The 25141-nt window shown below is 65.9% G+C and carries 23 protein-coding genes; 8 read left to right on the forward strand and 15 right to left on the reverse strand.

Going from position 1 to position 25141, the window contains the following annotated elements; translation table 11 throughout:
* Positions 1-82 precede the first annotated feature (82 nt).
* The 6 genes from P0D87_RS06085 (at position 83) to P0D87_RS06110 (ending at position 9415) form a co-directional block, all read left to right on the forward strand.
* Positions 83-2581 (forward strand): acyl-CoA dehydrogenase, encoded by a 2499-nt coding sequence (locus P0D87_RS06085; protein WP_053858207.1) that lies wholly within the window; start codon positions 83-85, stop codon positions 2579-2581.
* A 116-nt stretch (positions 2582-2697) separates the two neighbouring features.
* The gene (locus P0D87_RS06090) at positions 2698-4140 is read left to right on the forward strand and encodes a 3-oxoacyl-ACP reductase (RefSeq protein ID WP_053858208.1); all 1443 of its coding nucleotides are present in this window, start codon (positions 2698-2700) and stop codon (positions 4138-4140) included.
* A gap of 2 nt (positions 4141-4142) precedes the next feature.
* Positions 4143-5078, forward strand: a complete 936-nt coding sequence (locus P0D87_RS06095; RefSeq protein WP_053858209.1) for a MaoC/PaaZ C-terminal domain-containing protein — start codon at positions 4143-4145, stop codon at positions 5076-5078.
* Positions 5079-5181: 103 nt separating this feature from the next.
* Entirely contained in the window at positions 5182-6483 is a 1302-nt protein-coding gene (locus tag P0D87_RS06100; RefSeq protein ID WP_053858210.1) for an acetyl-CoA C-acetyltransferase, read from the forward strand.
* 80 nt (positions 6484-6563) lie between these two features.
* On the forward strand, positions 6564-8342 hold the full coding sequence (locus P0D87_RS06105; protein WP_053858211.1) for an AMP-binding protein: 1779 nt from the start codon (positions 6564-6566) through the stop codon (positions 8340-8342).
* A 92-nt stretch (positions 8343-8434) separates the two neighbouring features.
* Entirely contained in the window at positions 8435-9415 is a 981-nt protein-coding gene (locus tag P0D87_RS06110) for a DUF1571 domain-containing protein (RefSeq protein WP_408636776.1), read from the forward strand.
* An 18-nt stretch (positions 9416-9433) separates the two neighbouring features.
* Here P0D87_RS06110 and P0D87_RS06115 read toward each other — a convergent pair whose 3' ends face one another.
* The 5 genes from P0D87_RS06115 to P0D87_RS06135 form a co-directional block, all read right to left on the reverse strand.
* Positions 9434-9850, reverse strand: coding sequence for a hypothetical protein (locus P0D87_RS06115; RefSeq protein WP_053858213.1), 417 nt, complete (start codon positions 9848-9850; stop codon positions 9434-9436).
* Between the two features lie 78 nt (positions 9851-9928).
* A complete protein-coding gene (locus tag P0D87_RS06120) occupies positions 9929-11506 on the reverse strand; it encodes an FAD-binding oxidoreductase (RefSeq protein ID WP_053858214.1) in 1578 nt (525 codons plus the stop codon).
* Positions 11507-11534: 28 nt separating this feature from the next.
* Entirely contained in the window at positions 11535-12410 is an 876-nt protein-coding gene (locus P0D87_RS06125) for an anti-sigma factor family protein (protein WP_408636761.1), read from the reverse strand.
* The gene (locus P0D87_RS06130) at positions 12407-12937 is read right to left on the reverse strand and encodes a sigma-70 family RNA polymerase sigma factor (protein WP_053858215.1); all 531 of its coding nucleotides are present in this window, start codon (positions 12935-12937) and stop codon (positions 12407-12409) included. Before P0D87_RS06130 ends, P0D87_RS06125 begins: the two co-directional genes overlap by 4 nt.
* A 14-nt stretch (positions 12938-12951) precedes the next feature.
* Entirely contained in the window at positions 12952-13095 is a 144-nt protein-coding gene (locus tag P0D87_RS06135) for a hypothetical protein (RefSeq protein ID WP_171799851.1), read from the reverse strand.
* 358 nt (positions 13096-13453) lie between these two features.
* On the opposite strand from P0D87_RS06135, the gene hfq reads away from it, so the two are divergent.
* Positions 13454-13948 carry an RNA chaperone Hfq gene (gene hfq / locus P0D87_RS06140; RefSeq protein WP_053858216.1) on the forward strand — a complete coding sequence of 165 codons (495 nt, stop codon included), beginning with the start codon at positions 13454-13456 and terminating at the stop codon, positions 13946-13948.
* Between the two features lie 24 nt (positions 13949-13972).
* Here the strand turns inward: hfq and P0D87_RS06145 are convergent, their stop codons facing one another.
* Entirely contained in the window at positions 13973-14197 is a 225-nt protein-coding gene (locus P0D87_RS06145; RefSeq protein ID WP_053858217.1) for a hypothetical protein, read from the reverse strand.
* A 299-nt stretch (positions 14198-14496) separates the two neighbouring features.
* On the opposite strand from P0D87_RS06145, the gene P0D87_RS06150 reads away from it, so the two are divergent.
* Positions 14497-14715, forward strand: a complete 219-nt coding sequence (locus tag P0D87_RS06150; protein WP_053858218.1) for a hypothetical protein — start codon at positions 14497-14499, stop codon at positions 14713-14715.
* Positions 14716-14958: 243 nt separating this feature from the next.
* On the opposite strand, the gene P0D87_RS06155 is transcribed toward P0D87_RS06150, so the two are convergent.
* Genes P0D87_RS06155 through P0D87_RS06195 form a run of 9 tightly spaced genes read right to left on the reverse strand, consistent with a single transcriptional unit; the run spans position 14959 to position 25092 of the window.
* Complete coding sequence (locus P0D87_RS06155; RefSeq protein WP_053858219.1) at positions 14959-15702, reverse strand: DUF2968 domain-containing protein; 744 nt, start codon at positions 15700-15702, stop codon at positions 14959-14961.
* Between the two features lie 49 nt (positions 15703-15751).
* Entirely contained in the window at positions 15752-17143 is a 1392-nt protein-coding gene (locus P0D87_RS06160) for a sigma 54-interacting transcriptional regulator (protein WP_053858220.1), read from the reverse strand.
* Between the two features lie 10 nt (positions 17144-17153).
* Positions 17154-18959: a TadG family pilus assembly protein gene (locus tag P0D87_RS06165; protein ID WP_053858221.1), complete on the reverse strand. Its 1806-nt coding sequence runs from the start codon at positions 18957-18959 to the stop codon at positions 17154-17156.
* A 1-nt stretch (position 18960) separates the two neighbouring features.
* A complete protein-coding gene (locus P0D87_RS06170; protein WP_006051818.1) occupies positions 18961-19323 on the reverse strand; it encodes a DUF3613 domain-containing protein in 363 nt (120 codons plus the stop codon).
* 26 nt (positions 19324-19349) lie between these two features.
* Positions 19350-20216 (reverse strand): tetratricopeptide repeat protein, encoded by an 867-nt coding sequence (locus P0D87_RS06175; protein ID WP_053858222.1) that lies wholly within the window; start codon positions 20214-20216, stop codon positions 19350-19352.
* Positions 20217-20226: 10 nt separating this feature from the next.
* Positions 20227-21360 (reverse strand): type II secretion system F family protein, encoded by a 1134-nt coding sequence (locus P0D87_RS06180; protein WP_053858223.1) that lies wholly within the window; start codon positions 21358-21360, stop codon positions 20227-20229.
* A 2-nt stretch (positions 21361-21362) separates the two neighbouring features.
* Positions 21363-22487 (reverse strand): type II secretion system F family protein, encoded by a 1125-nt coding sequence (locus P0D87_RS06185; RefSeq protein ID WP_053858224.1) that lies wholly within the window; start codon positions 22485-22487, stop codon positions 21363-21365.
* Positions 22480-23847 carry a TadA family conjugal transfer-associated ATPase gene (locus P0D87_RS06190; RefSeq protein WP_053858225.1) on the reverse strand — a complete coding sequence of 456 codons (1368 nt, stop codon included), beginning with the start codon at positions 23845-23847 and terminating at the stop codon, positions 22480-22482. Before P0D87_RS06190 ends, P0D87_RS06185 begins: the two co-directional genes overlap by 8 nt.
* Before the next feature lie 3 nt (positions 23848-23850).
* On the reverse strand, positions 23851-25092 hold the full coding sequence (locus P0D87_RS06195; RefSeq protein WP_053859039.1) for a fimbrial protein: 1242 nt from the start codon (positions 25090-25092) through the stop codon (positions 23851-23853).
* Positions 25093-25141: the final 49 nt, after the last annotated feature.

A 25141-nucleotide genomic window follows, 5' to 3' on the forward strand; every position in this document is an offset into this window, starting at 1 on the left:
TGCTCGCACAACATCAAAAAAACGAACCGTCCACGCGCCGTGGATGCGTTCGCACGCATCATCGAAACAGGGAGGAAACGTCATGTCGTGGTTCGTTCTACTGCTGGTCGTCGGCGCGCTTGCGCTCGTGTACGTTCAGGCACGCGCGCTCTGGTGGCTGGTCTTCATGGTCGCGTGGGTCGCCGCCGTACGCCTGAGCGGGGCGGCGGGCGTGGCCGCGACCACGCTGTTCGCCGTCGTGCTGGTGCTGCCCGCCCTCGTGCTCGCCGCGAAGCCGCTGCGCCGCGCGTGGCTTGCGAAGCCGGTGCTCGACACGTTTCGCAAGATCCTGCCGGACATGTCGCCGACCGAGCGTGACGCGATCGAAGCCGGCACCGTCTGGTGGGACGCCGAACTCTTCTCCGGCCGTCCGCATTGGGACACGCTGCTAGGCTACGGCCCAGCAACATTGACGGCCGAAGAGCAGTCCTTCCTCGACAACGAATGCGAACAGCTATGCGACCTCGCGAACGACTGGGAAACCACGATGGTGTGGCAGGACCTGTCGCCGCAAGCGTGGCAGTTCATCAAGGAGCGTGGCTTTCTCGGCATGATCATTCCGAAGCAGTATGGCGGCAAGCAGTTCTCCGCGTACGCGCATTCGCAGGTCATCATGAAGCTCGCCACGCGCTGCTCGGCCGCGGCCGTTTCGGTGATGGTGCCCAATTCGCTCGGCCCCGCCGAACTGCTGATGCACTACGGCACCGACGAGCAGAAGAACCACTATTTGCCGCGTCTCGCGCGCGGCGATGAAATCCCCTGCTTCGCGCTGACGAGTCCCTACGCCGGCTCGGACGCCGCCGCGATTCCCGATGTTGGCATCGTGTGTAAAGGCATGCACGAAGGCCGCGAGACGCTCGGCTTTCGCGTCACCTGGGACAAGCGCTACATCACGCTCGGGCCGATTGCCACCGTGCTCGGCCTCGCGTTTCGCGCGCTCGATCCCGACCGTCTGCTCGGCTCGAACGACGAACCCGGCATCACCTGCGCGCTGATTCCGACCGATCATCCCGGCGTGAACATCGGGCGCCGTCACTGGCCGCTTAACGCGGTGTTCCAGAACGGCCCGAACTCCGGCAAGGACGTCTTCATTCCGCTCGACTGGGTGATCGGCGGACGCGCGCAAGTGGGCAACGGCTGGCGCATGCTGATGGAATGTCTCGCGGCGGGCCGCGCGATTTCGCTGCCGTCGTCGAATGTGGGAATGGCGAAGCTCGCCGTGCGCGGCACGGGCGCGTATGCCGCCGTGCGCCGCCAGTTCCGCACGGCCGTCGGCAAGTTCGAGGGCGTGCAGGAAGCGCTCGGCCGCATGGGCGGCAATCTGTACGTGATGGACGCCGCGCGCCGCCTGTCCGCGCATGCGGTAGATCTCGGCGAAAAGCCTTCGGTGATTTCGGCGATCGCGAAGTATCACATCACCGAGCGCGCCCGCATGGTCATCAACGACGCAATGGATGTCACCGCCGGCAAGGGCATTTGCATGGGGCCGTCGAATTTTCTCGCACGCGCCTATCAGCAGGTGCCGATTGCGATCACCGTCGAAGGCGCGAACATTCTCACGCGCTGCCTGATCATCTTCGGTCAGGGCGCGATTCGTTGCCATCCGTACGTGCTGAAGGAAATGACCGCAACGCGCGAAGCCGACCGCGCCAAAGCGCTGCGCGATTTCGACGACGCCTTCTTCGGCCACGTCGGCTTCACGCTGTCGAACGTGGTGCGCAGCGTCGTGTACGGCATCACGGGCGGCGCCTTCATCGCCACGCCGCGCGCCGCGCATGCGCCGCTGCACGCGTACTATCGCGCGGCCACGCGCATCGCCACGGTTTTCGCGCTGCTCGCGGATGTCTCCATGTTCGTGCTCGGCGGCGATCTGAAACGCCGCGAACGCATTTCGGCGCGTCTTGGCGACGTGCTCTCGCAGCTCTATCTGATCTCCGCAACGCTGAAGCGTTTCGAGGACGAAGGCCGTCAGGAAGACGATCTGCCGCTCGTGCGCTGGGGCGTGGAGGACTCGCTGTATCGCGCGCAACAGGCGCTCGACGGCGTGCTCGCCAATTATCCGAATCGCCTTGCCGCCGGCCTCGTGCGTGTGCTCGCCTTTCCGTTCGGCCTGCCGCATCGCGAGCCGTCCGACCGCCTCGGCAGCGCGATCGCGGAACTGATGCAGACGCCGGGCGCGGCGCGCAACCGGCTGGTGTCCGATTCGTACGTGCCGCATCCCGACGTCGATGCGCTTGGCTACGGCGAACTCGTGTTCGAGCTGAACCCGCGCTTCACGCAGATCGAGCAGAAGCTTCGCGAAGCGGTGAAAGCGCGCCGCCTCGAGCCCATGCCGCAGAGCGTCGTGCAACTGGGCGCATGGGCCGACGCCGCGCTGCAGCAAGGCCTGATCGACGCCGACGAGCGCCGCGTGCTCGACGAGTACGCGCGCTACGCGGCACACGTCGTGAAGGTCGACGACTTCCCCGCCGACTTCGACCTGCTCGCCAGTCTGCAACGACGCAAGGACGCACTCGAAACGGCGCTCGAAGTCGCGCTGTGACGCGCAGCAGGGCTCGGGCCTCGCCATGAAAAAACCTCGCTGCGAAACACGCCGATGCGCGAAACTCAGTGCACACTGACGGACGTGCGGACGTGTCCAGCGGAGCAACCAACAACATGAACGACTCTTACCTGAACTTCGTCAATTCGCCGTTCGGCGCGCGTCTTGCGCGTTCGCTGGGTCTGCCGAAGCCCGAGGTGCTGCGCCGCTATCGCGCGGATCGCCCCGAGTTCAACGGCCTGATTGCGATCGGCGCGGGGCGCGGGCCGCATCTGCTGGATGCGCTCGCGAATCTCGTCGCAAGCATCGGCGTGACGAGCGTCGCGCATGAAAGCGCCGGCTTGTGGATGCCGCTCGCGCATCGTCACGGTCTGATGACGGGGCGTTTTCAGGCGGCGGAGGCAGGCTCGGCCACGCGTCTTGCCGCGTTGATCTTCGATGCGAGCGGTATCGAGGACAGCAGCCAGATGGAGCCGCTGCATGCGTTCTTCCACGACACGCTGCGCTCGCTCGGCAAGTGCGGGCGCATCGTCGTGCTCGGGCGGCCGCCGCAGGACTGCGCGAATCCGCGGCAATGGACCGCGCAGCGCGCGCTCGAAGGTCTCACGCGTTCGCTCGGCAAGGAAGCGCGGCGCGGCATCACCGCGAACCTGGTCTATGTCGGCGAAGGCGCTGAAGCGCGGATCGAGGCCACGCTGCGCTTTTTTCTGTCGCCGCGCTCGGCGTACGTGTCGGGTCAGGTCGTACACATTACCGCCGACGGCCCCGACTCGAGCGCCACGCGTTCGCTTACGAAAGACGGCAAAGCCGCGGCCTTCGATTGGCAAGCGCCGCTCGCGAACAGGCGCGCGGTGGTGACGGGCGCGGCGCGCGGCATCGGCGCGGCCATTGCAAGCGTGCTCGCGGCGCAAGGCGCGCATGTGATCGGCATCGACATTCCGTCGGCACGCGACGCGCTCGACGCGACCATGCGCCAGTTGAACGGCACCGCGCTCGCCTTCGACATCGCCGCGCCCGAAGCGCCCGCTCAGATCGCCGCCGCGCTCGACGATCTGGGCATCGACATCATCGTGCACAACGCCGGCATCACGAAGGACAAAACCATCGCGAAGATGACCGCCGCTATGTGGCAGAACGTGATCGACATCAACCTGTGCGCGCAGGAGCGCATCGACGACGCCTTGCTCGCGGCCGGCATTCTGCGCGACGGCGGCCGCATCGTCGCCGTGTCGTCGATCAGCGGCATTGCGGGCAATCTCGGGCAGACCAACTACGCGACGTCGAAAGCGGGCGTGATCGGCCGCGTGCAAAGCATGGCGCCGTTGTTGCGCGCGCGCGGCATCACGATCAACGCGGTCGCGCCGGGCTTCATCGAAACGCAGATGACCGCGAAGATGCCGTTCACGCTTCGAGAAGCCGGCCGCCGCATGAATTCGCTCGCCCAGGGCGGCCAGCCGGTCGACGTCGCGCAGACCATCGCGTGGCTCGCGCATCCGGGCTCGGGCGGCATCAGCGGCCAGGTGGTGCGCGTGTGCGGACAAAGCCTGATCGGAGCCTGACCATGCAAGAACCCGGTGATCCGTTCGGCGGCCAGCACGCGTCGACTCTCGCACAACGCGATGCAGTCCGGCCGAAGACCGTCGTAATCGATACCTTGCCCACGCCGGCGCGTCTTTATGCGCGCGCGTTGTCGGGCGTCGTCAAGCGCGGACGTCCGGCGCAGTTGCCGGCGTTGCGTCTCGTGCGCCCCGCCGTCGCGCTCGATGCCGGGCCCGCGTGGCGTTATGCGCGCGTGTGCGGCTTCATTCCCGAACACGGCGTGCCGCTCACGTATCCGCATCTGCTCGCGTTTCCGCTGCATCTGCTGATGCTCACCGATCCGGCGTTCCCGTGGCCCGCGGTCGGGCTGCTGCATCTCGCCAATCATGTGCGTCTGCGCCGGCCGCTTGCGTACAAGGACGTTTTGCGCATCGAAGTGGAGTTCGGCGCGCTGCTGCGTCACGACAAGGGCCAGGCGTTCCTGCTGCATACGCGCATTTACCGGCGCGGCGAAGCGGTGTGGGACGGCGACAGCGTTTATCTGAAGCGCGGCGTGGCGGCGAGCGGCGCGCCGCTCGATCCGCTCGTGGTGGATGCCGCCGCGTTGCAGCGCATCGCGCGCTGGCAGCTCGCGCCGCAACTCGGCCGCGATTATGCGAGCGTGTCCGGCGACTACAACCCGATCCATATGAGCGCGCTTTCCGCGAAAGCGTTCGGCTTCCCGCGCGCGATCGCGCATGGCATGTGGACGCTCGCGCGCGCGGCATCGTCATTGCAGCCGCCGAAGCCGCTTGCCGAAGCCACGCTCAGCGCCGAATTCAAGTTGCCGATGCTGCTGCCCGGCGAAGCAACGCTATGGAGTGCGTCGTCCTCGCTGATCGAACGCGATATCGAGGTGCGCGACATCGCCGGAGAAAAGCCGCATTTGCGCGGGCGCATGCAATGGAGACTGCAATGAACGCATGTCCTGCAATCAGACCCGCGCCGGAACAACGATAGCGGCGCTTGCCGCTGTCTACGCGAGCCAAATCAATCCAACACGCCACAAGAAGGAGCCGAGCATGCCTCACCCGCTGCCACCCGTGCGCCGCGTCGCGATTATCGGCGGCAACCGGATTCCGTTTGCCCGCTCGAATACGGCCTACGCGACCGCGTCGAATCAGGACATGCTGACCTTCACGCTGCAAGGACTGATCGACCGCTACAACCTGCATGGCGAACGTCTCGGCGAAGTCGCGGCGGGCGCCGTCATCAAGCATTCGCGCGACTTCAATCTCACGCGCGAATCCGTGCTGTCCACCACACTCGCGAAGGAAACACCCGCGTACGATGTGCAACAGGCGTGCGGCACGGGTCTCGAAACCGCGATCCTCGTGGCCAATAAAATTGCGTTGGGACAGATCGACGTGGGCATCGCAGGCGGCGTGGATACGACCTCGGATGCGCCGATCGGCGTGAACGAGAACCTGCGCAAGATTCTGCTCGAGGCGAACCGCGGCCGCAGCACGGGTCAGCGTGTCGGCGCGCTGGCGAAGCTGCGGCCCGGCATGTTTTTCAAGCCGCTGTTGCCGCGCAACGGCGAGCCGCGCACGGGTCTTTCGATGGGCGAGCATTGCGAACTGATGGCGAAGCGCTGGAACATCTCGCGCGAGGCGCAGGACGTGCTCGCCTACGACAGTCATCGCAAGCTCGCCGAAGCGTACGCGCGCGGCTTCGTCAACGATCTGATGACGCCGTACCGCGGCCTTGCGCGCGACAACAATCTGCGCTCCGACCTCACGCTCGAAAAGCTCGCTTCGCTCAAGCCCGCGTTCGATCGCGACGCCGGTACGCTGACCGCCGGCAATTCGACGCCGCTCACCGACGGCGCATCGGCGGTACTGCTCGCGAGCGAGGACTGGGCCGCGCGCCGCGGGCTGCCGGTGCTGGCGTATCTGAGCTGGTCGGAAACGGCGGCCGTCGACTACTTCGACAAGAAAGAGGGCCTCTTGATGGCGCCTGCGTATGCGGTGCCGCGCATGCTCGCACGCGCGGGACTGACGTTGCAGGACTTCGATTTCTACGAGATCCACGAAGCGTTCGCCGCGCAAGTGTTGTGCACGCTCGCGGCATGGCAGGATGACGAATATTGCCGCACGCAGTTGGGCCTCGACGGCCCGCTCGGCGCGATCGATCGCGCGAAGCTCAACGTGAACGGCGGCTCGCTCGCGACGGGTCATCCGTTTGCGGCGACGGGCGGGCGCATCGTCGCGGGTCTTGCGAAGATGCTCGCGCAGCTCGATAAGCCCGCGGGCACCGCGCGCGGATTGATCTCGATCTGCGCGGCGGGCGGCCAGGGCGTGGTGGCTATTCTGGAGCGCTGACCGGCGTCGCGCGAACCATAAGCAAAGCACTGCACAAACAGCACACAAACATATGAAGCCCAGGCTTCAGGAGACGACCGATGACCGAGCCCACTCAAGCCTCGCCCTCGCCCGCCGCTGCGAATCAGGCAAGCGGGCGTGCCGGGCGCGCGCCCAACACCGACGGCATCTGGTACGCGTCGTACCCCGCCGGCGTGCCGCATGAAATCGACGTCAACAAGTACGAGTCGCTCGTGCAATTCTTCGACGAATGCATCGCGCAGTTTCGCGAGCGCGTTGCGTACGTGAGCGTCGGCGCGAGCATGACGTATGGCGAACTGGGCCGCAAGGCGACGGCCTTCGCCGCGTATTTGCAGAGCATCGGCGTGAAGCCCGGCGAACGCGTCGCGATCATGCTGCCCAATACGTTCCAGTATCCGGTGTCGCTGTTCGGCGTGCTCAAAGCGGGCGCCGTCGTGGTCAACGTGAATCCGCTCTACACAGTGCGCGAGCTTGCGCATCAGTTGAAGGACAGCGGCGCGCAAACCATCATCGTGTTCGAGAACTTTGCGAAGACAGTACAGGACGCGCTGCCGGGCACGAAGATACAGAACGTGATCGTGACGGGACTCGGCGACCTGCTCGCCGACGGCCTGAATATCAAGGGACGTCTGCTCAATTTCATGCTGCGTCATGTGAAGAAGATGGTGCCCGAGTATCAGTTGCCGCAAGCGGTGCCGCTTCTGAAGGCGCTCGCCGTCGGCTATGCGCGGCCGCTCACACCGGTTCGCCCGACGCATCACGACATCGCGTTTCTTCAGTACACCGGCGGAACCACGGGCGTCGCGAAGGGCGCGATGCTCACGCATCGCAACATCATCGCCAATCTGCTGCAGGCGAAGGCGTGGTCCGAAGGTCAATTGAGCGGCGAGATAGAAACGGTGCTCACGCCGCTGCCGCTTTATCACATCTATTCGCTGACGGTGAACGCGCTGATCTTCATGGGACTCGGCGGGCGCAACATCCTGATCGCGAATCCGCGCGACATGAAGCGCGTGATGATGATCATCCGTCATGAGAAGTTCACCGGCATGACCGCGGTCAATACGCTGTACAACGCGTTTCTCGAGAACGAGGAATTTCGCAAGCGCGATTTCTCCGACCTCAAGCTCGCGATGGCGGGCGGCATGGCGACGCAAAGGTCGGTGGCCGAACGCTTCAAGGCGGTGACGGGCAAGCCGATTATCGAAGGCTACGGCTTGACCGAATGCTCGCCGATCGTGTCGATGAATCCCGTCGACGTCTCGAACCTGCGCGACTTCGAAGGCTCGATCGGCTTGCCCGCGCCGTCGACGCAAGTGCGCTTCAGAAAAGACGACGGCAGTTGGGCGGACATCGGCGAGGCAGGCGAATTGTGCGTGATGGGACCGCAGGTCATGAAGGGCTACTGGAACCGCCCTGAGGAAACCGTCAAGGTGATCGACGACGAAGGCTGGCTCGCGACCGGCGACATCGGCGTGATGGATTCGCGCGGCTTCATTCGTCTCATCGACAGGAAGAAAGACATGATCCTCGTGTCGGGCTTCAACGTTTATCCGAACGAGATCGAGGACGTAATCGCGGCGCACCCCGACGTGCGCGAAGTAGCGGCAATCGGTGTGCCCGACGACGCCCAGGGCGAGCGCGTGAAGGTGTTCGTCGTGAAGCGCAATCCGTCGTTGACCGCCGAACAGGTGATCGCGCATTGCCGCAAGAACCTGACGGGCTACAAGGTGCCGAAGGTCGTGGAGTTCCGCGATGAGTTGCCGCAAACCAATGTCGGCAAGATTCTGCGCCGCGCGCTGCGGGACGAGGAACTCGCGAAGCAAAAGTCTGCCTGACTCCCAAGGCGCTCGCGTGAAGCGTTGCGCCACCTTTCGGGAGAGTTTTGATGACGCCTTGCCTGTTCGCACGCTTGCGGTTGTTTCGCGCGATGCGCTTGAACGCGACAGCCGCTGTTTGCGCGCCGCCGGCTCAGCGCGACAAGCTGCCGTTTCGCAAGCTGCGGTCCGGCGCGTTCGTCGCGTGCGCCGTAGCATGTGCAATCGTAAGCATCGGCGTCTCGCCCGCCTTCGCACAAAACGACGACAAGCCGCCGCCGCTCGAAACCGCAAGCGCGGTCAAGCCACCTTCCACGCCCGCTTCGCAAGTCGGCAAGTTGACGCTCGATCAGCAGGTCAAATGGCTGCGTGCCGCGCAACAGAGCGGCACGCTCGAAGCGCTCGACGACGCGCAACTGGTCGCGCTATTCAAGTCGCTCGATCCGCTCGCGCTGCCTCGCTATATCAAGGAAGGTCCGAACGGCTACGCGTCGTATGAGTTCACGATGTCGCGCTCCGAGCGCGTTCGCGGCCAGTGGCCCGACAAGCCCGATCACATGCTGGTGCGCGTCGCGCACGACCCGCTGCGCATCTACGCAAAGTGGCTGCCCGACGGCGGGCACGCGGGCCAGGAAATCATCTACGACGAGTCCAAGCGCAGCGACGAAATGTATGGGCACCTCGGCGGCATCATGAACGTGATGCCGTTATGGACGTCGTTGAACGGCGCGCTCGCCCGCTCGCAATCGAATCACCAGGTGCGCGATCTCGGCACCGAATACATCGCGCAGCAGTACCTCGCCGAGGGCAAGAAATTTATCGAGGCCGGCTTGCCGCGCTCGATGCAGATCGACGTGCAGACCATCGACGGCGTGCGCGTGGTCGCGTTCACGTTCGAGACGCCGACCGGTCAGCCGCAGTTCTACGCGAAGAAGGAGACGCTCGGGCTCGATTTGCGGCATCCGTATTTCCGCACCGTCGAGTCTTATGACAACGACGGCCGCATCTTCGAGAAGATCGTGTTCGAAACCATCACGCCGAAAACATTCGACGACTCCACTTTCGACCCGCAAAACAAGGCCTATAAGTTCTAGTCCTAGCGTCGTCGCGGCTCAACGCGGCGCGAATACGAAGCTGACGTGAGCGGGCTTGGCATCGGCGGACTGCGCGGCCTGTTCGTGACTATGCTCGATGCGATGCGTCGCGCGAGTCGCGAGTTCTTTCAACACGAAGTAATCGGACGCGCGCGTCACGCCGATCAGCCAGCGCGCCGCGTTTGCATTGGCAGCCGATCCGTGTAGCAGCGGCGAAAGCGTGGTGTGCCATAGCAAGCCGATGTCGTCGCCGGTTTCGAAAGTGGGCAGGTTCATCGCGGCGGCGTAGCGGGCAAACGCGGCGCTTGACGGCAGCGTCGAATCGGCAATCGCGAAGGTGTCGCCGCGTGCCGCCGCGTGTCCGAGCCAGGGCCACACGGAGCCTGCCGTGGTGGAAAGCCATGCGCTCGTCATCATGAAAGTGCGCCGGTCCATGCTCGTGCTCCGGTTGTTCGATGCGGCTCATTTCGCCGCTTGCACCACGTTGCGCTCCACTTTGCGCTCATGTTGCGCTTACGTATAGCCGCGCCGTCCGCGCCACGCCGCCGGCCAGATACCCTGCTTGCCCGGCGCAAGAATGCCGTTCGGGTCGAGCGCGTCCTTGATCGTTTCCGAGAGCCGCAGCAAGGCGCCTTCGTTGAAGCTGTACTGCGCGGCGGCGAAATCCATATACGCGAGATGCGCGCGGTATTGTCCGTAACCGGCCGCGCGCGCGTCGCTCATCAGCGAGCGCAATAGTGCGCCGGCCTGCTCGACCTGGTTCGCGTCGTCGCGATCGAAAATCGCCGCGAAGATGTGATGCAGATGACGCACGCCCGCCGTGAATCCGCCGTAGTAATCGAAGCCGTATTCGGCCGCGCGCGCCTTCACCATGAAGTACTGGCGCAGCGCATCGCGCCCGGTCGCCGGGCACACCGGCGCGAAGTCCACATGCGCGCCCGCGCCGCCGCGCCAGTCGAGCATGCGAAACGCGCTCATCGCCGGAATGCCGGCCAGATTGCGATCGCCGCCCGCGGTGGGCTCGGCGTCGCCCGCATAACGCTTCGCGAAGACTCGCGCCTGCGGCACGCGCGCGAACGCGCGCTCGACGATCGCGTAGCGTGCGTCGATCAGCTCGGGCGTGCCGTACAGCGCGAAATGCAGATTCCAGCGGCCGACGTTCAGCTTGTCGAGCATCGCCGTCACCGCGCTTTCCGGCATCGCGCCCGGACCGTCGTACCACTGCGCGCGCGCCGACAGTCCGGCAGCGCGACGCAAACCGCCTTCGATCACCGCATGATTGCGGATCGTCTCGTCGAGCCGCAACGGCCGCAATATTTCGACGATGGCTTCGAGATCCGTTTCATGGCGAAACTGAATTTCGCCGAGCAGATACGCGGGCGGTGCGGGCATCAGCCACACGCCGATCTTGGTGACGATGCCGTAGTTCGACTGCATGAACATCGCGTCGAACGACGGCCCGTAACCCGGCTGATAAAGCTGCCATGCGGTGCTCGTGTCGATGCCGCCCATGCCGGTGCGCAGCACGTCGCCGTTGGCGAGTATCACTTCCATGCCGCACTGCGTGGCCGCATGATCGCCATACGACGTGTAGCCGAAGCCGCGCTCCAGCGTATTGCCGACCACACTGCCCCAACCCGCCGCCGGTGGATCGACCCACAGCCGATAGCCTTTCTCGCGCAAGTGCGCGTGCAGATCGAAGTAGCTCACGCCCGGTTCGACGAGCGCATACGCGAGCGATTCGTTGACCTCGAGGATGCGCTTCATCCGTTGCAGATCGAGCACGACCGAACCGGTCAGACGCGGCGCGGCGCCGCCGTACGCGAAGTTGCGTCCGGTGGAAACGGTCCACAACGGAATGCGATATTGATTGGCAATGCGCAGCACCGCACGGATTTCATCGACGGATGCGGGCAGCAGCGCGGCGCTCGCCGCGAACGCCTCGCGCTCGCCGGGCGCGAACGGGTCGAGATAGGCCGACAGCGCGGTCGCCGAATTCACCACATGCTGAGCGCCGACGATCGCGCGCCAGGCAGCCAGCGCCGCGTCGAACTGCGCGGCGGAAAGGTTCGGCGGCAAGGTGCGGTTCAAGGGGTCTCCGTTTGTGGCGCGCGCGTCGCTACTGCCACGCTTCCGGCTTGCCGCCGAGCGCGCTGCAGACGTCGACGGCAATCGAGCGCAGCTTGCCCTCCGCGATCGGTCCGGACAACGCGTAGCCCATGCCGTCGCTGATCCAGTAGAAGGTGCGCCGGTTGCCGTCGCGCAGCAGACGGAACGCGTTCTCATCGCGCGCGGTGCCGGTCACGTACAGCGTGAGGCGCGCGCCGCCGCGGTTCTCGTACATGAACTGCGCGGCCGGTCCCGCCTCGCCGGGCAACAGGCGGCCGCCCACGAGCGAGTAGCCGTATTCCTGCAACGACGGCACCGAAAGCGGCCGGTTCAGACGCTTGGAGAGCCAGGCGATCAGATGCTCTTCCTCGCTCGCCGCCACTTCCACCGGATGTCGCCGCTCGGGCGTATAAACCGCATACGCGATGTCGGCGCGTTCGGCGAAACTGGGCGCGCTTGCGCCGAGACCGTTCCATACGCCGCCCGTCAAACGCGGCGCGAGCGGGCCGAGCGCGAGCGCGAGGCCGGCGCCCGCCGCGAGCCAGCACGCGGCCACGCCGACGCGCCGCCACCACGGCGTGCGCGGACGCAGCACGATGACGGCGGGGTCGTCGGCGGCATGAGGTTCATCGGGTCCGCCAGGCTCGGCATAATCCGCCGATGCGCGCTCCGCTTCGCCAGGCGACACGCCGCACAACACGCGCAGCGCGGCCTTTTGCGCGCGCCAGGCGGCCACCCGCGCGGCCGCTTGCGGATGTCCGGCGACGAGCGCCGCGATGCGCTCGCGCTCGTGATCCGGCATCTCGCCGTCGACGAACGCCGACAGCGCTCGCAGGTCCACCCCGTCGGGCAAGCTGGAATCGTGGTCGTCGTGGTCGTTATTCATCGCGGATTTCTCACTACTTTCAACGGCGGCGGCTTGCGCGCCGGCCCTTGCGCGGGCCCCTCCAGCAACGCGCGCAGATGCTCGCGCCCGCGCGACAGCCGCGACATCACCGTGCCGACGGGCACACCGAGCGCCTTCGACGTCTCCTGATACGTCAGTTCCTCGACGCACACGAGCAGCAGCACCTCGCGCTGTTCGAGCGGCAGGCGATACAGCGCGCGCTGCAGATCGCGCAGCACGAGACCGTCGACCTCGCGTTGCGGCGCCTCGAGATTGCGCCACGGGGCGCTTTCTTCGTCGACGGCGATTTCGCGGCGGCCGCGCAGCTGATCGATATAAAGATGCCGCAGGATGGTCAGGAGCCACGCGCGCAGATTGCTGTTCGGCCGGAACGCCGCCCAGCGCGCGAGCGCGCGCTCGGCCGTGTCCTGCACGAGGTCATCGGCCCACGCGCGGTCCCCCGTCAGCGCGCGCGCATAGCGGCGCAACTGCGGGAGCCACGAAATCACTTCGGCTTCGAAGCTCACCCCGAGCGCAGCGCTCAGTAGCCGCCGCTGCTGCCGCTGCCGCTCGTGCCGCTGCTGGACGCGCCGCTGTCCGTCGACGAGCACGCCGTGGTGGCGAGCGAGCCCAATGCGAGTGTGAAAAGCATGACGATCATGCCGAGGATGCGAGTGCGTTTCATGTGAGTCTCCGTTGTCATGCAGGGCGCTTACTCCCGTCCCATGCGAGGCTGTCGATCAAACTGGGTGCTCCATCTTTCCCGCACCGTCCCTCTCTTAACGCTGCAGCCAGGCGATTTATTCCGACGATGCATCCCGCCGTGCCAGCTTTTTCCGCCATCGGCATCGGGAAGCGCCCGCTGTGGCCGAAGAAGCCGGGCAATCATCGGCTGATTTGGTAACTCAACGTTACAGCCCATAGTTACCAGGTGCTTATGTGGGCGCAAGCCGTTATAGTGGACGCAGTTCGCCCGCCGACGCGTTCCGCCCCGCACAGGGTAGAATCGCGGCGAACAACCGTCTTTCTAACCTGAATTGTCCATGGCTTCCGCAGAATCGCATCCGCAAAACGACTTCATGAACGCCGCGCGCAAAGAACGAAAGCGCGTTGAGATTTACCTTGTCAACGGCATCCGCCTGACAGGGTGCATCGAGTCGTTCGACCAATATCTGGTGATGCTGCGCACGCCCGTCGGCCTGCAGGGCATCTACAAGCGCGCCATCTCGACGATCCAGCTCGATACCGGAACCCGTCCGGCTCCGCGCGCGGGCCGCCCGTCGCATGGCGAGCACACCACCCGCGGGCCGCACGGCTCGCGTGAGCCGCGCGAGCATCGGGAACCGCGTGAACCGCGCGAATCGTACGGCGCACCGTCTGACCGGCCCGCATCGGAGCGCGGCAGTTCGTCCGATACGCCGGTGGTCGTCACGCGCCGGCGCCGTCTGTTCGGCACGGGCGGCGACGGCGGCAACCACGGCAATCACGGCAGTGGCGGCAGCAACGGTAATGGCAACGGCAACGGCGGCCACGAGTAAGCAATAAGCGGCGCGCAGCGCCGCTTACTTCTGCAGAGGGCCGAGCCGCTGCAGAATTTTCTCCACCCTCGCCACCTGTTGTTCTGACAGCTCGAACCTGCATTTGACCGCCAACAGACGACGCCGCCAGTAGCCGGCGTCCAGCATCCGTTGCGTCGGCTGTTTCGTTGCCCAATCCAGATGATCCAGTTCTGCTTCCACCACGTGTGAAGCGTTGAAACGCCTTGTGCGCACGTGTTTCGTGTTCATGGTGTTCGCTGCCTTGTTGTTGGTCGTTTGAGTTTGCGCCCCTCCCGAAGCTGGACAGTGTCGTTGCGCCGCATGCGGTGCGATGGGCCGGTCCACGCGACCGTCCGATGATGGTTGTTTTCCGCACTGCATTCCTGCGACACACGGAAAACGAGCCGGCGAACCTACGTTTGAAGTTTTTCTTTACTAGATGGCGCGGTGTTGGCGTTGCGCGTCGCGGTCCTATGCCATCCGGCTAATGTCGCCGGCGCAGTGTTTGCGCTATGCTGGATCGTCGATTACGTCTAAGGGAGCCCGTCATGACGAGCAAGAAGCACACTGCGCCGCCGTCCACCGGAAACCAGCCGGAGCGGGTGCTCGACTCTACGGAAAGCCGCCTCGACGAGGCGCTGGAAGAAAGCTTCCCCGCGAGCGATCCGATTGCCGTCCACGAGAATCACGCGCCTCGTGCGTCGGAGGCGCAACCGCATTCGCCGGGGCAAGCGCAGAAGCCAGGGGAAGAGAAGAAGCGGCGCTAGCGCGCAACGGCAACGCAGTCGCGCGCCACGAACGCATGGCGCGCGCAGGCACAGTGCGCAATTCGCAAGCGCCTTCGGCACGCGCGCCGTGATGACGCCGGCCGACAGATACGCTGATTTATGCCAAGGACAAAGCCGGTCGAGTAACGCCTCGTATGAAAGCAAGCCGAGCGAGCGTATTGAGCATCGCCCACCCGGCTTATCTGGTGCGAGCAGACCGTCAGACGGTCAGCCGCTTCCGCCTCAATGCACCGGCAAGCCGCTTTCAAGCTGCCGCTGCAGTTCGCGCACCTGACGCTGCGCCGCACGCAGTTGCTCCTGCGCGGCAGCCTTTTGCTGCGCGAGCGCCACGGCTTCGGCGCGGGTCTGTTGCTGCTGGTTGGCCACGATCGTCTGCTGCTGGCGCGCAACATCGAGGTCGGCCTGCAGGCGATTCGCACGGTTCTGCGACAGCGCGATCATGCGTTCGGTGAACGCCTTTTGCGCCTCGAGTTGCGTGCGGCGAATTTCCACGTCCGACAGTTGCAGCGTCTGGCGCGCGAAATCGCGGTAGATCATTTCGGCGCGCGCCGCGTCCTGCGTCTTGATGACACGCCAGAAGTTCTTTTGCTGGAAGAGCGCGACGTAGTACGTCATCTCCTTGCCGTGGAACAGCAAGCTCGCGCCGTAGCTGCCGTTGTACGTGGTGCGCAGTTCGCTGAGGTCCGAGCCCTTGATCATCTGCTGCAATTCGGCGACGTTGCCCGCGGCGGATTGCTTCGCTTCGTCCGGCGTGAGCGCGGAAGTCTGAACCTGAGGCTGCGCAGGCTGCGTCGACGGCAGCGCGACTGTCGCACCCGGTTGGGAAACGACGCCGGATGCGCCATTGTTGTCAGACTGAGACTGAGACTGAGGCAAAGACTGAGCCTGTGCGCATGCGCCGTGTGCTACCCCCAACGCCATGATCGCGGCAACGGCGATCTGTCGTAGTTTCGACTTTTGGTCCATGTAATTCCTGCTTCGACAGTTTTTGTTTTAGTTCCCAATCGTCTCATTATTACTCACTTTCGCGGGTTTCGGGCTCTTCGTCGAAAATTTGGTACTTGCGCATTTTCTCCCACAGCACCTTGCGGCTGATGCCCAGATAGAGCGCCGTGTCCTGACGCCGCCAACTGTTGGCGTCGAGTGCGGCGATCACGCGGTTGCGCTCCGCCATGTCCCATTTGCTGCGGTCCACCAGCACTTCGGCCGCGCTCTCGGCCGGCACCGGCTGACTGCTGCGGGCAAGCGCGAGCAGACGCTGCAGGCGCGCGGCGTCCCATGCGCCGATCTGCCGCACCGTCACGCCGATCCGTTCGGCGAGATTGCGCAGTTCGCGCACGTTGCCCGGAAAATACGTATCGGCGACGGCGTCCGCGAGCCAGTACGGCAAATCCGGCAAGCCGGCGAGGCGCTCGGCGCCCACCACATGCGCGATAAACGCCTTGAAGATCGCGATCTTGTCGACGGCGCCCCGCTCTTCCAGCGACGGGATTTTCAGCTCGATCACGGCCAGCCGGTAATACAGATCCGCGCGAAAAGTGCCGTCCTTCACGAGCTGCGGCAGATGCTTGTTGGTCGCGGCGACGAGCCGGAAGTCGAGCTTCACGGGTGTCGCCGAGCCAATGCGCGTGACGGCGCTGTCTTCGAGCACGCGCAACAGCTTGACCTGCTGATAAAGCGGCAAATCGCCGATCTCGTCGAGAAACAGCGTGCCGCCGTCGGCCTGCTCGAAGTAGCCTTTGTGCGCGACCACCGCGCCCGTGAACGAGCCCTTCGAGTGCCCGAAAAACAGCGACTCGAACAGGCCATCCGGAATCGCGCCGCAATTCACCGCGACGAACGGGCCCTTGCCGTAGCGGCTATGTTTTTCGTGCAGCAGTTGCGCGATGCGCTCCTTGCCGACGCCGGTCTCGCCGTGCACCAGCACGCTCGTGTCGCAGTCGGCGAAGGTATCGACTTCGTGCAGCAGCGTCTGCATGCATTCCGAGTTGGCGATGATCGCGTCCGACTCGTGCGTCTTCGCGCTGTGCGCGCGCATTTGCAGCACGAGCTTCGTCACCATGCCGCGCAACTCGGCGCACGTAAAGTCGAGCGGCAGAATGTGCGAATACTCGGCGGGATACATCGACGGATCGTGGTCGCGCGGCGCGGCGCCGACCCACACGACCGGAATGCCGTGAGCGGCCTGCCAGTCGCGCACGATCAGCGCGCCGCTGTCGATCACCGAGACGCTGATGATCGCGAGCGACGGCCGCTGCGCGGTCCGCTCGGGCGAGATCGCGATGTCATCCGCACGGATCACTTCGACGTCGAAGCTCGCCATGCAGCGCGCGACCCGGTCGACGATGTCGGCCTTGCCCTCCCAGACGTAAATATCGAGTTCCTCGATTTTGGTGGTGGTTCTCATGGTCGCCGAATCAATAAACCAGTTGTGCCTGACCGCAGGCAAGTCCGAGGCTGTGAACCGTGCTGACGCCGACCTGCACGCCGAGGAGTTGCAGAAGCGGAACGAGCAGCAGGTCGAGCGAATTCAGTACGGGCGTGAGCGTCCCGGCGAGCGCGCCAACGAGCGGCGCGGCAAGAACGGTGATGTCGAGGCCGAGCGCGCTCGCATGCATCGAGCCCGCGAGGCCGGACGCGAGCTGGCCCACAAGACCGCTCGTCGCCGAACCGAGCGCGTTGGTGTTGGTGCTCTGAAAGTCGTCGGCATCGCCGGCCACGTTGTTAAAGCGCAGCACGCTCGACTGCGGCTGTATATGGAGGTTAAAGCCGTTCGCCGGCGAACTGGTGCCGACCGTCACGTCGATTACGCCTAGACTCAGCAGCGGCACGCTCACTGAAGTCAACGACGCGGGCGTCGAGCAGGTGGTCGGCACGCTGCTATTGGTCAGGTTGCTGGACGCGTCGCCGCCCACGCACATCGACAGCAGGCCTGGCCTGACGTCGATCCCGCTATAGCTCGTCGACTTCTGCGTCGAACACTGCGTGCTTTGCAAGCCGGCGGTGCCGGGCGCGACTTCGAGGTAAATCGGCAGATTGAGAAGGCTCACGTTGACAAGCGAAGGAAATCCCGCCCCGAGCCCGAGCTTGGCGTTGACCAGTTGCACGTTCAGATAAAGCTGCACCGACGCCGAATGCGCGCTCGTCCGATAGCGGCCGTCCGGATAGGTGCCGGCCTCGCCCACCGCGATCACGGGCGGCTTCAGAACCCGCGCTTGCGCCGTGACGTTCGCGACCGGGCTCAGATTGAGCGCGGTGCCCAGGTTCACCGCCGAGCTGCCGTGCGCGATCTCGGCCGCGATCATCAGCGCGTCGAGCGCGTTGATGGTGGCGGACGCGGCCGCCTCCGGGTTCGCCAGACCGATCGCGAGCAAGCCGTTTGCGCTCGTCGTGTCGCCGAGCCGGATCGCCGTCGATCCCGTCGATGCGCTCGCAATCGCGCCTAGCGCGCTGGTCGCGCTCGCGCTCGCCACGTTGCTCTGACCGAGCACGGTCGCCATCGCGGTGGCGAGCTGGCTCACCGTCACCTGCGTCTGCAGCAACTGCGACATCGACGCGACGCCCAATGCGGCCGCCAGATCCGCCAGCTTGACCTGCGCGGTGGCGAGCCCCTGATAAGAGCCGACGTCGAGATTCAGGCTGGTGCCGAGCAAGCCGTTCAGCAATCCGTTGAGCAGACCGCCGGAAAGGCTCGCCACCGACGTGCTCAGCGAGAACGAGCTGATGTTGGTCGCCTGCGCGACGGCGCTCGCGCTCAGGTCGCGCGCCTGGCCGATCAGAAACAGAAACGGCACGGGCCGGCTCGCCACCACTTGCACCGCATTGAGCGGCGTGCCCGACGCAACGAAATACGACTGGCCCGCATTGGCCGACGGGTCCCATCGTCCGCAAGTGACCTGGACCGTGCCGTCGCCCGGCAGGCCGTTTGCGGTTGCGTTCAGCCGCGCCATGCTGGCGGCCGCCGCGCAGCCGCCCGCGCTGCCGATCACCTGAGCGCCGGCCGCCGCGGCGAGATCGGCGGTTCGCTGCAAATCGCGGCGCGCGTAATAGAAGTGGCCGATGTCCACGGCGCCGAGCGCGATGACCGCGACGCTCACGAACACCGCCGCCAGCAGCGCGATCGCGCCGCGCTGCCGGCGCGGGGTGAGCGCAAGGGCAGCGCCTGCGCGACGATGCGTGCGCAGCGATCGCGAATGACAGCGGACGGAATCGGCTGATCGCATATCAGTTCTGCGGCAACTGGCCCGTGAGCCCGCCGCCTTGGCCGCCGCCGCTGCCCTGATTGAGCGCCGAACCGTACAGATCGGGAATGCGAGATTTGAACGACTGCATGTAGCGTCGGTACGCGAGCCCCGCCTCTTCGCCGAGCATCGGCTGAGGGGCCGCGGCTTGCGCGTTGCTGCGCTGAAGCTCGAGCCATGCGGATGTCGAATGCCCGACTTCGCTGCGTGCGACGGCCGGCTCCCCCGCTGCCGCCGACTGAGCCCCCGCGTGCGCGGCCGCGCCGGCTGCGAGCACGAGCACCGACGCGCGCACTGCAAAGCACCACGAGCGCCACCGCATCCCGTTTCTTTCGTTATTTTTCACGCTACCCTCCGCGGCCGCGCCGCCTGTTATTGTGCGAACCGTTGCAAGAGACGCGGCGCCGGTTCCATCGTGTTCTGCGTGCTCGCGACCGTGCCCGCCGGCGCGTTTCGCGCACTCGACGGAACCGTCATGCCGGCGGCGGCAGCGCCCGCATGCGCACCGTCGCGGCTCGCGGCGGCGACTTTCGCCGCATCGCTGCGAATCGCCGCGCGCACGTCGAGCGCGAGCTTCTGCTGGTTCATCAGCGCCTGTGCAGCGGCCGCCTGCCCGTTCGCCAGCAGAAAAAGCGCGACATTGCTGACGACCTTCGGGTTCGTCGAATCGAGTTCCGCCGCCTTCATCAACGGCACGCGCGCGCCAGCGACGTCGCCCGCACGCAGGCGCGCGTAACCGAGGTCGGAGAGCACCGTCGCATCGGTCGGCGCGAGCTGCGCCGCCTGTTGCAACTCGCTCGCCGCGCGGCCGAAGTCGCCCTGTCCGCCCGCGATCAAACCGAGCCCGCGATGCCCGCGCGCCGCCAGCGGCGTCTGTAACAACTGCGCGTAAGCGGCCGCGCTCGCCTCGGGCTGATCGGTCATGCGCAATGCGTCCGCGCGCAACAAGATCGAATCCGGCGTGACGCCGTACTGCTTCTCGAACGCGTCGATATGCGCGAGCGACGCGAAGTAAAGCCCTTGCGACTGCATCCGGTCGATCAGACCCAGGTACATGCCCGGCGTGTCCGGCGCCGGATCGCGATTGGTCCGCTGCAGCATGGCCTGCCGCTCGGCCTGCGGACCGATGCCGTAGCCGGACTGCTGCGACGCGCACGCGCCGAGCAACGCGAGCGCCAACGCACTGCAAGCGCAGCGCATCGCACGCGCGGAATAGTTCGGTATCTTGATCAATTGCATTGCTGTTTCCTTACCGATGCATCGACTTCAGCGAATGGGACACCGACATAACACCCGGCCCCGCGGTGACGATCATCAGCGCGGGAAGCAGTGTCAGGATCATCACGCCGGTCATCTTCACCGCCATCCGGCCGATCCGTTCGCGCAGCATCGCGCGGCGCGTTTCGCGCAGGCGGTCGCCGAACTGCTTGAGCGGTTCCTGCACTGCGCCGCCGTGGCGGTCCACCTGAATCAGCAGGCGCACCACGGCGCGCAGGTCTTCGTTGTCGAAGCTGGACGCAAGTCGCGACAGCGACTGCTCGCGCGTGCGGCCCGCGGCAAACTGGCCTTGCGCGATTTCGAGTTCGCTCGCGAGCACGAGCAAGACGCCGCGAAAATCGTTGACCATCACCTGAAGGCTTTGATCGAGCGAGAGGCCGACGCCCTGCAAGAGCCGCAAGAGATCGACGAGCATCGGCAATTCGTCGACGACCGCGCCGCGACGCGCCGCCGCGCGCCGGCGCAACACCAGCTTCGGCGCCATCACGCCGCACATGAACGCGACGATCACGACGAGCACATAACGCGGACCGTCGACATGCGCGTGCGCGATCGGGCCGGCGACGAGCGGCAGCACAATCGCGCCCGCGATCCGCGCCATCAGGAACAGTCCGCGCGCGCGGGCATCGACGAAACCGCACTGTTCGAGAAGCCGCCGGTCCTCCTGCGCGACGACCTGCCGGCCAACCGATGTGTCGAGCCAGCGCGTGCCGGCGTCGGCGCATCGTTCGAGCAGGCCTTTCATGCCGCGTGCGCGCTTGACGTTGGCCGAAGTGCCGCGCGAGGACGATGTATTCAGCGCGTGCGCGGCATTGGACGCATTGGGCGCATGCGACCCGCTAGCCAGATTGGCCACGCTAGCCACGCTTGCCGCGCTCGATGCGTTCGCAGCGCCGCCCTGCGCGGCATTCGCCGCATTGCCCGCCTGCGCGCCACGAGCGCCCGCGGCCGCCGCGCTTTGCAGCGCGCGCCCGTCGAGCGCGTGCGCGAGCGTGCGAGCGCTGCGGCGTGCCGCGGCAAGACGCGCGACCAGCAGGCCGGCAAGCAGCAGCAAACCCGCGGCGGCGAACGCAAGCGCGAGAGCGAAGAGTTCGTTCGGCTGCATCGTCAGGCCCTCAACCGGGCGAGCCGGTACAGCAGATACGCGCCCGTCAATTGCAGCGCGAACGCGAGATAGAGAATCTGGCGGCCGCCCGGATCGAACCACATCGAGCCGAAATAGCGCGGGTTCGTCAGAATCAGAAAGCTGCCGATGCCGACGGGCAACATGCCGAGCACCCACGACGACAGCCGCGTTTCCGACGACATCGCGACGAGTTCGCGTTCGGCCTGCTCGAGATCGCGCATGAACGACGACATGCGGTCCAGCATGACGTCCGCGCGGCCGCCGTATTTAACGGAGAGCCGCAGCACCGCGCCCACCAGTTCGAGTTCGCGCGCGCCGTACAGGACCGCGACGTGAGACAGCGCGCGGTCGATCTCGACGCCGGATCGGAGCATTCGCGAAACGTGGTCGAGGCATTCGCGCAGCGGCGCCTCGGTGGTTTGCAGCGAGGCCTGGAACGCGGCGGGCACGCTGTTGCCGAGCGTGATCAGACGCACGATGCCGTCGAGAAACGACGGCAGTTGCCGCACGATCGCCTGACGGCGCCGGCTTGCGCGCATCGACATCACGAAGTAGAGGAACACCCCGCAGCCCAGCAGCGTGATGCCGGCGGCGAGCGGGCCGCCCTGGCTGCCGGCCACGAGACACAAGGTCGCGATGACGGCTGCAACCGCGGCGAGCGACGCGCGCGCGTTGCGCAGTCCGGCGCGGTTGAGCCTCGCGCCGATTGCATAGCGCACGCGTGCGCCCAGATAACGCAGATGCGCGTCCCAGCCCGCGTCGGCGGACGGCGCTTGCGGCGCGAACGCGACGCCGGGCGCGGCGCGGCGTGCCGAAGCGGACGCCGATCCCGCGGCCGCGCCCGAAGACGAAGACGAAGCGCCGCCCGAAGACGATGCGCCACGCGGCGCGCTTGCAGCACCGCTTGCACCACCGCTCGCAGTCGCTGCGCCCGATGCCATCGCCGCGCCGCTCATCGCGGCCGTCGACGCGACGCTCATCCGGCTATCGATAAAGCGCTCCGCGCTCGCCTGCTCCTTGCGTTGCGCGCCGCGCTGCAGGACGAGCAGCGCAAGCGCCGCGCACAGCAGCGCGAGCGCGGCAAAGATCAATGCGGCGCTAGACATTGAAGCCGCCGCCGAAACCGCCACCACCGCCGCCACCAAAACCACCGCCGCCGCTACCGCCGAAGCCCACACCCCCGAGCGGCTGACGGAAGCGCGCGAGCTTCGGCGAATGCGGATGAATGCCGAGCGACACCCATTGATCGAGCTCTTCGCCGTCCGCGGACAGCACCGGCTCGTAGCGGTACAACTCCTGCGTCGCGATGATGTTGTCCGACAGGCCCGTCACTTCGGTGATCGACAGAATGCGGCGGCGGCCGTTCGAAAGCCGCCCGATCTGCACGATGAAGTCAATCGCGTTGGCGATCTGACGGCGCAGGCTCGACTCGGTGCCCTGGAAGCCCGCGAAGCCCGCCAGCATTTCGAGCCGGTACAGACACTCGCGCGGCGAGCTTGCGTGAACGGTGCCCATCGAGCCGTCGTGGCCCGTGTTCATCGCCTGGAGCATTTCGAGCACTTCGCCGCCCCGCACTTCGCCGACGATGATGCGGTCCGGGCGCATGCGCAGCGTATTGCGCAGCAGGTCGCGGATCGTCACGACGCCCGCACCGTCGAAGCCGCCCGGACGGCTTTCGAGCCGCACCACATGTGGATGGTTCAGCGACAGTTCGGCCGTGTCCTCGATCGTCACGACACGCTCCGGCTCGGGGATGTGAAAGGCCAGCGCGTTGAGCAGCGACGTCTTGCCCGAACTCGTTCCGCCCGACACCAGCACATTGCAGCGCGCCATGACCGCGGCTTCGAGCAGCGCGCCGATTTCGGGACTGTAAGTGCCGTTGCCGAGCAGATCGTCGGGACGCAGCGGGTCCTTGCGGAATTTGCGGATCGACACGATCGGCCCGTCGATCGACAGCGGCTCGATCACCACGTTGACGCGTCCGCCGTTCGGCAGGCGCGCATCGACCATCGGATTCGATTCGTCCAGACGCCGGCCGATCGGCGCGAGAATGCGCCGCACGATGCGCAGCAAATGCGCGTTGTCGGCGAAACGCACCGGTATCTTCGTGAGGATGCCGTGGCGCGACACGTACACGTCGTTATAGCCGTTGATCAGGATGTCTTCGACGGCCGGATCGTTGAGCAGATCCTCGATCGGTCCGAAGCCCGCGAGCTCCTTGGTCAACGCGTCGGCAATCGCGCGCACCTCGGCCTCGTTGATCGGCACGCGCCGCAGCCGCACGAAGCTGTCCATTTCCAGATCGACGAACTGATTGATCGCGTTGCGCGACCAGCGGCCGAACTCCGAGCCGAGTTCCTCGATACGCGTGAGCAGATGTTCGTGCGCGGCGTTCTTGATGTCCTGGAACTGCTGGCTTTGCGCAAACGACGGCGCGTTGTCGGCGAATTCGATTTCTTTTGCCATCGTCTATGACCGTCTGGAAGAAGTTGGGATGAAGCGTTTGAGCGCGCCCAACGCGAACTTGCCGCGCGCCGGCGCGCTCGTGTGTGCCGGGCCCGCGAGCCGCTCGATCAGCGGCTCGAGCGCGCGCACGTACGGGTCGCGCGCGGCGGCATCGGCGAGCAGCAAGCCCTGGTTCGCCGTCTGCCCGAGCGCCACGCGGCGATCGGGCAAGCTCGCGACGAGCGGAATCTCGAGACGCTCCGCGATCTGCGCGGCGCCGAGGCCGAGATCCGGGTCGAACTTGTTCACGATCAGCCTGACGTTGGTCGTGTCCGTGCCCGCATCGCGCAATGCCTCCAGCACGCCGACCGCCGATACGATCGACGCCACGCCCTGATCGCAGACGAGCCACGCTTCGTCGGAAGCACGCACCACGTGCGCGATGAATTCGATGTTCGAGAAGCCGCCGAGGTCGATGATCTGCTGGTCGAAAAACGCGCGCAGCCGGTTCAGGAGACTGATCGACGACGAATAGGAAATCTCGCGCATGTCGGCGAGATTCGGCGGCAGCGTGGTGAATGCGAGGCCGCTCGTGTGATGCGAAAGCGCCGTGTGCACGAAGGTCTGATCGAAGCGCCGCAGATTGCGCACGGCTTCGACGAAATGAAAGTCGCTGCGGGTGTTGAGCATCAGCAGGCCGTCGCCGGCGGGCAAGCCGAGATCGAGCAAGGCCGCCTGCCTGCCCTGCTGCGCGTCGCGCCGTTGCAGCATGACCGCGAGATTGGTCGCGAGCGTGCTCACGCCCATGCCGACGCGCGCGCCGAGCAGCGCCGTCACGCGGCCATGCCGGCTCACCGGTTCGACCAGGTTGTCGAGCACCTGCTGCGTAATGCGCAGCGCGTCGGCGGCGGGCGCGGTCAGATCGATGAAGTCGCGCACGCCCGCGCGCAACGCAGCCAGCGCGCTCTCCGGCTCGGCGAGCGAACCGATCGCGACGATCTGGAGCCCCGGATACTGCGCGCGCACCGCGTTCGTCGCCGCGCTCGCCGCCGCGCCGCGTCCGCCCGAAAAGTCGACGAATACGAGCGACGGGTTGAGCGTCGCGATACGCTGCGTAAGAATCGACGGATCGAGCGTGACCGCCTCGACCGCGCCCGCGGCAAGCAAGGTCTCCGAGAGCCAGTGCACATGTTCGTCGGCGAGCGACGCAAACATGAAATAGTCGGTGACGGCCCGGTCAGTCAACGAGTGCGTTCTTGCGTTCATCGTGCCCATCCTCTTGCGGCATCGGCGCAACGACGCGTGCCTTTGCCTT

It is taken from the genome of Paraburkholderia sp. RL17-368-BIF-A (genome assembly GCF_046054045.1).
In the GTDB taxonomy this organism is placed as follows: Bacteria; Pseudomonadota; Gammaproteobacteria; order Burkholderiales; family Burkholderiaceae; genus Paraburkholderia; species Paraburkholderia graminis.

Bases quoted from the DNA above. Each gene is read 5' to 3' on its own strand.
- P0D87_RS06155 (WP_053858219.1), bottom strand. From the start codon at position 15,702: ATGGACCAAAAGTCGAAACTACGACAGATCGCCGTTGCCGCGATCATG.
- P0D87_RS06125 (WP_408636761.1), bottom strand. From the start codon at position 12,410: ATGAATAACGACCACGACGACCACGATTCCAGCTTGCCCGACGGGGTG.
- P0D87_RS06090 (WP_053858208.1), top strand. From the start codon at position 2,698: ATGAACGACTCTTACCTGAACTTCGTCAATTCGCCGTTCGGCGCGCGT.
- P0D87_RS06110 (WP_408636776.1), top strand. From the start codon at position 8,435: ATGCGCTTGAACGCGACAGCCGCTGTTTGCGCGCCGCCGGCTCAGCGC.
- P0D87_RS06085 (WP_053858207.1), top strand. From the start codon at position 83: ATGTCGTGGTTCGTTCTACTGCTGGTCGTCGGCGCGCTTGCGCTCGTG.
- P0D87_RS06190 (WP_053858225.1), bottom strand. From the start codon at position 23,847: ATGGCAAAAGAAATCGAATTCGCCGACAACGCGCCGTCGTTTGCGCAA.
- P0D87_RS06095 (WP_053858209.1), top strand. From the start codon at position 4,143: ATGCAAGAACCCGGTGATCCGTTCGGCGGCCAGCACGCGTCGACTCTC.
- P0D87_RS06105 (WP_053858211.1), top strand. From the start codon at position 6,564: ATGACCGAGCCCACTCAAGCCTCGCCCTCGCCCGCCGCTGCGAATCAG.
- P0D87_RS06195 (WP_053859039.1), bottom strand. From the start codon at position 25,092: ATGAACGCAAGAACGCACTCGTTGACTGACCGGGCCGTCACCGACTAT.
- P0D87_RS06145 (WP_053858217.1), bottom strand. From the start codon at position 14,197: ATGAACACGAAACACGTGCGCACAAGGCGTTTCAACGCTTCACACGTG.
- P0D87_RS06160 (WP_053858220.1), bottom strand. From the start codon at position 17,143: ATGAGAACCACCACCAAAATCGAGGAACTCGATATTTACGTCTGGGAG.
- P0D87_RS06115 (WP_053858213.1), bottom strand. From the start codon at position 9,850: ATGGACCGGCGCACTTTCATGATGACGAGCGCATGGCTTTCCACCACG.
- P0D87_RS06135 (WP_171799851.1), bottom strand. From the start codon at position 13,095: ATGAAACGCACTCGCATCCTCGGCATGATCGTCATGCTTTTCACACTC.
- P0D87_RS06150 (WP_053858218.1), top strand. From the start codon at position 14,497: ATGACGAGCAAGAAGCACACTGCGCCGCCGTCCACCGGAAACCAGCCG.
- P0D87_RS06100 (WP_053858210.1), top strand. From the start codon at position 5,182: ATGCCTCACCCGCTGCCACCCGTGCGCCGCGTCGCGATTATCGGCGGC.
- P0D87_RS06185 (WP_053858224.1), bottom strand. From the start codon at position 22,487: ATGTCTAGCGCCGCATTGATCTTTGCCGCGCTCGCGCTGCTGTGCGCG.
- P0D87_RS06175 (WP_053858222.1), bottom strand. From the start codon at position 20,216: ATGCAATTGATCAAGATACCGAACTATTCCGCGCGTGCGATGCGCTGC.
- hfq (WP_053858216.1), top strand. From the start codon at position 13,454: ATGGCTTCCGCAGAATCGCATCCGCAAAACGACTTCATGAACGCCGCG.
- P0D87_RS06180 (WP_053858223.1), bottom strand. From the start codon at position 21,360: ATGCAGCCGAACGAACTCTTCGCTCTCGCGCTTGCGTTCGCCGCCGCG.
- P0D87_RS06165 (WP_053858221.1), bottom strand. From the start codon at position 18,959: ATGCGATCAGCCGATTCCGTCCGCTGTCATTCGCGATCGCTGCGCACG.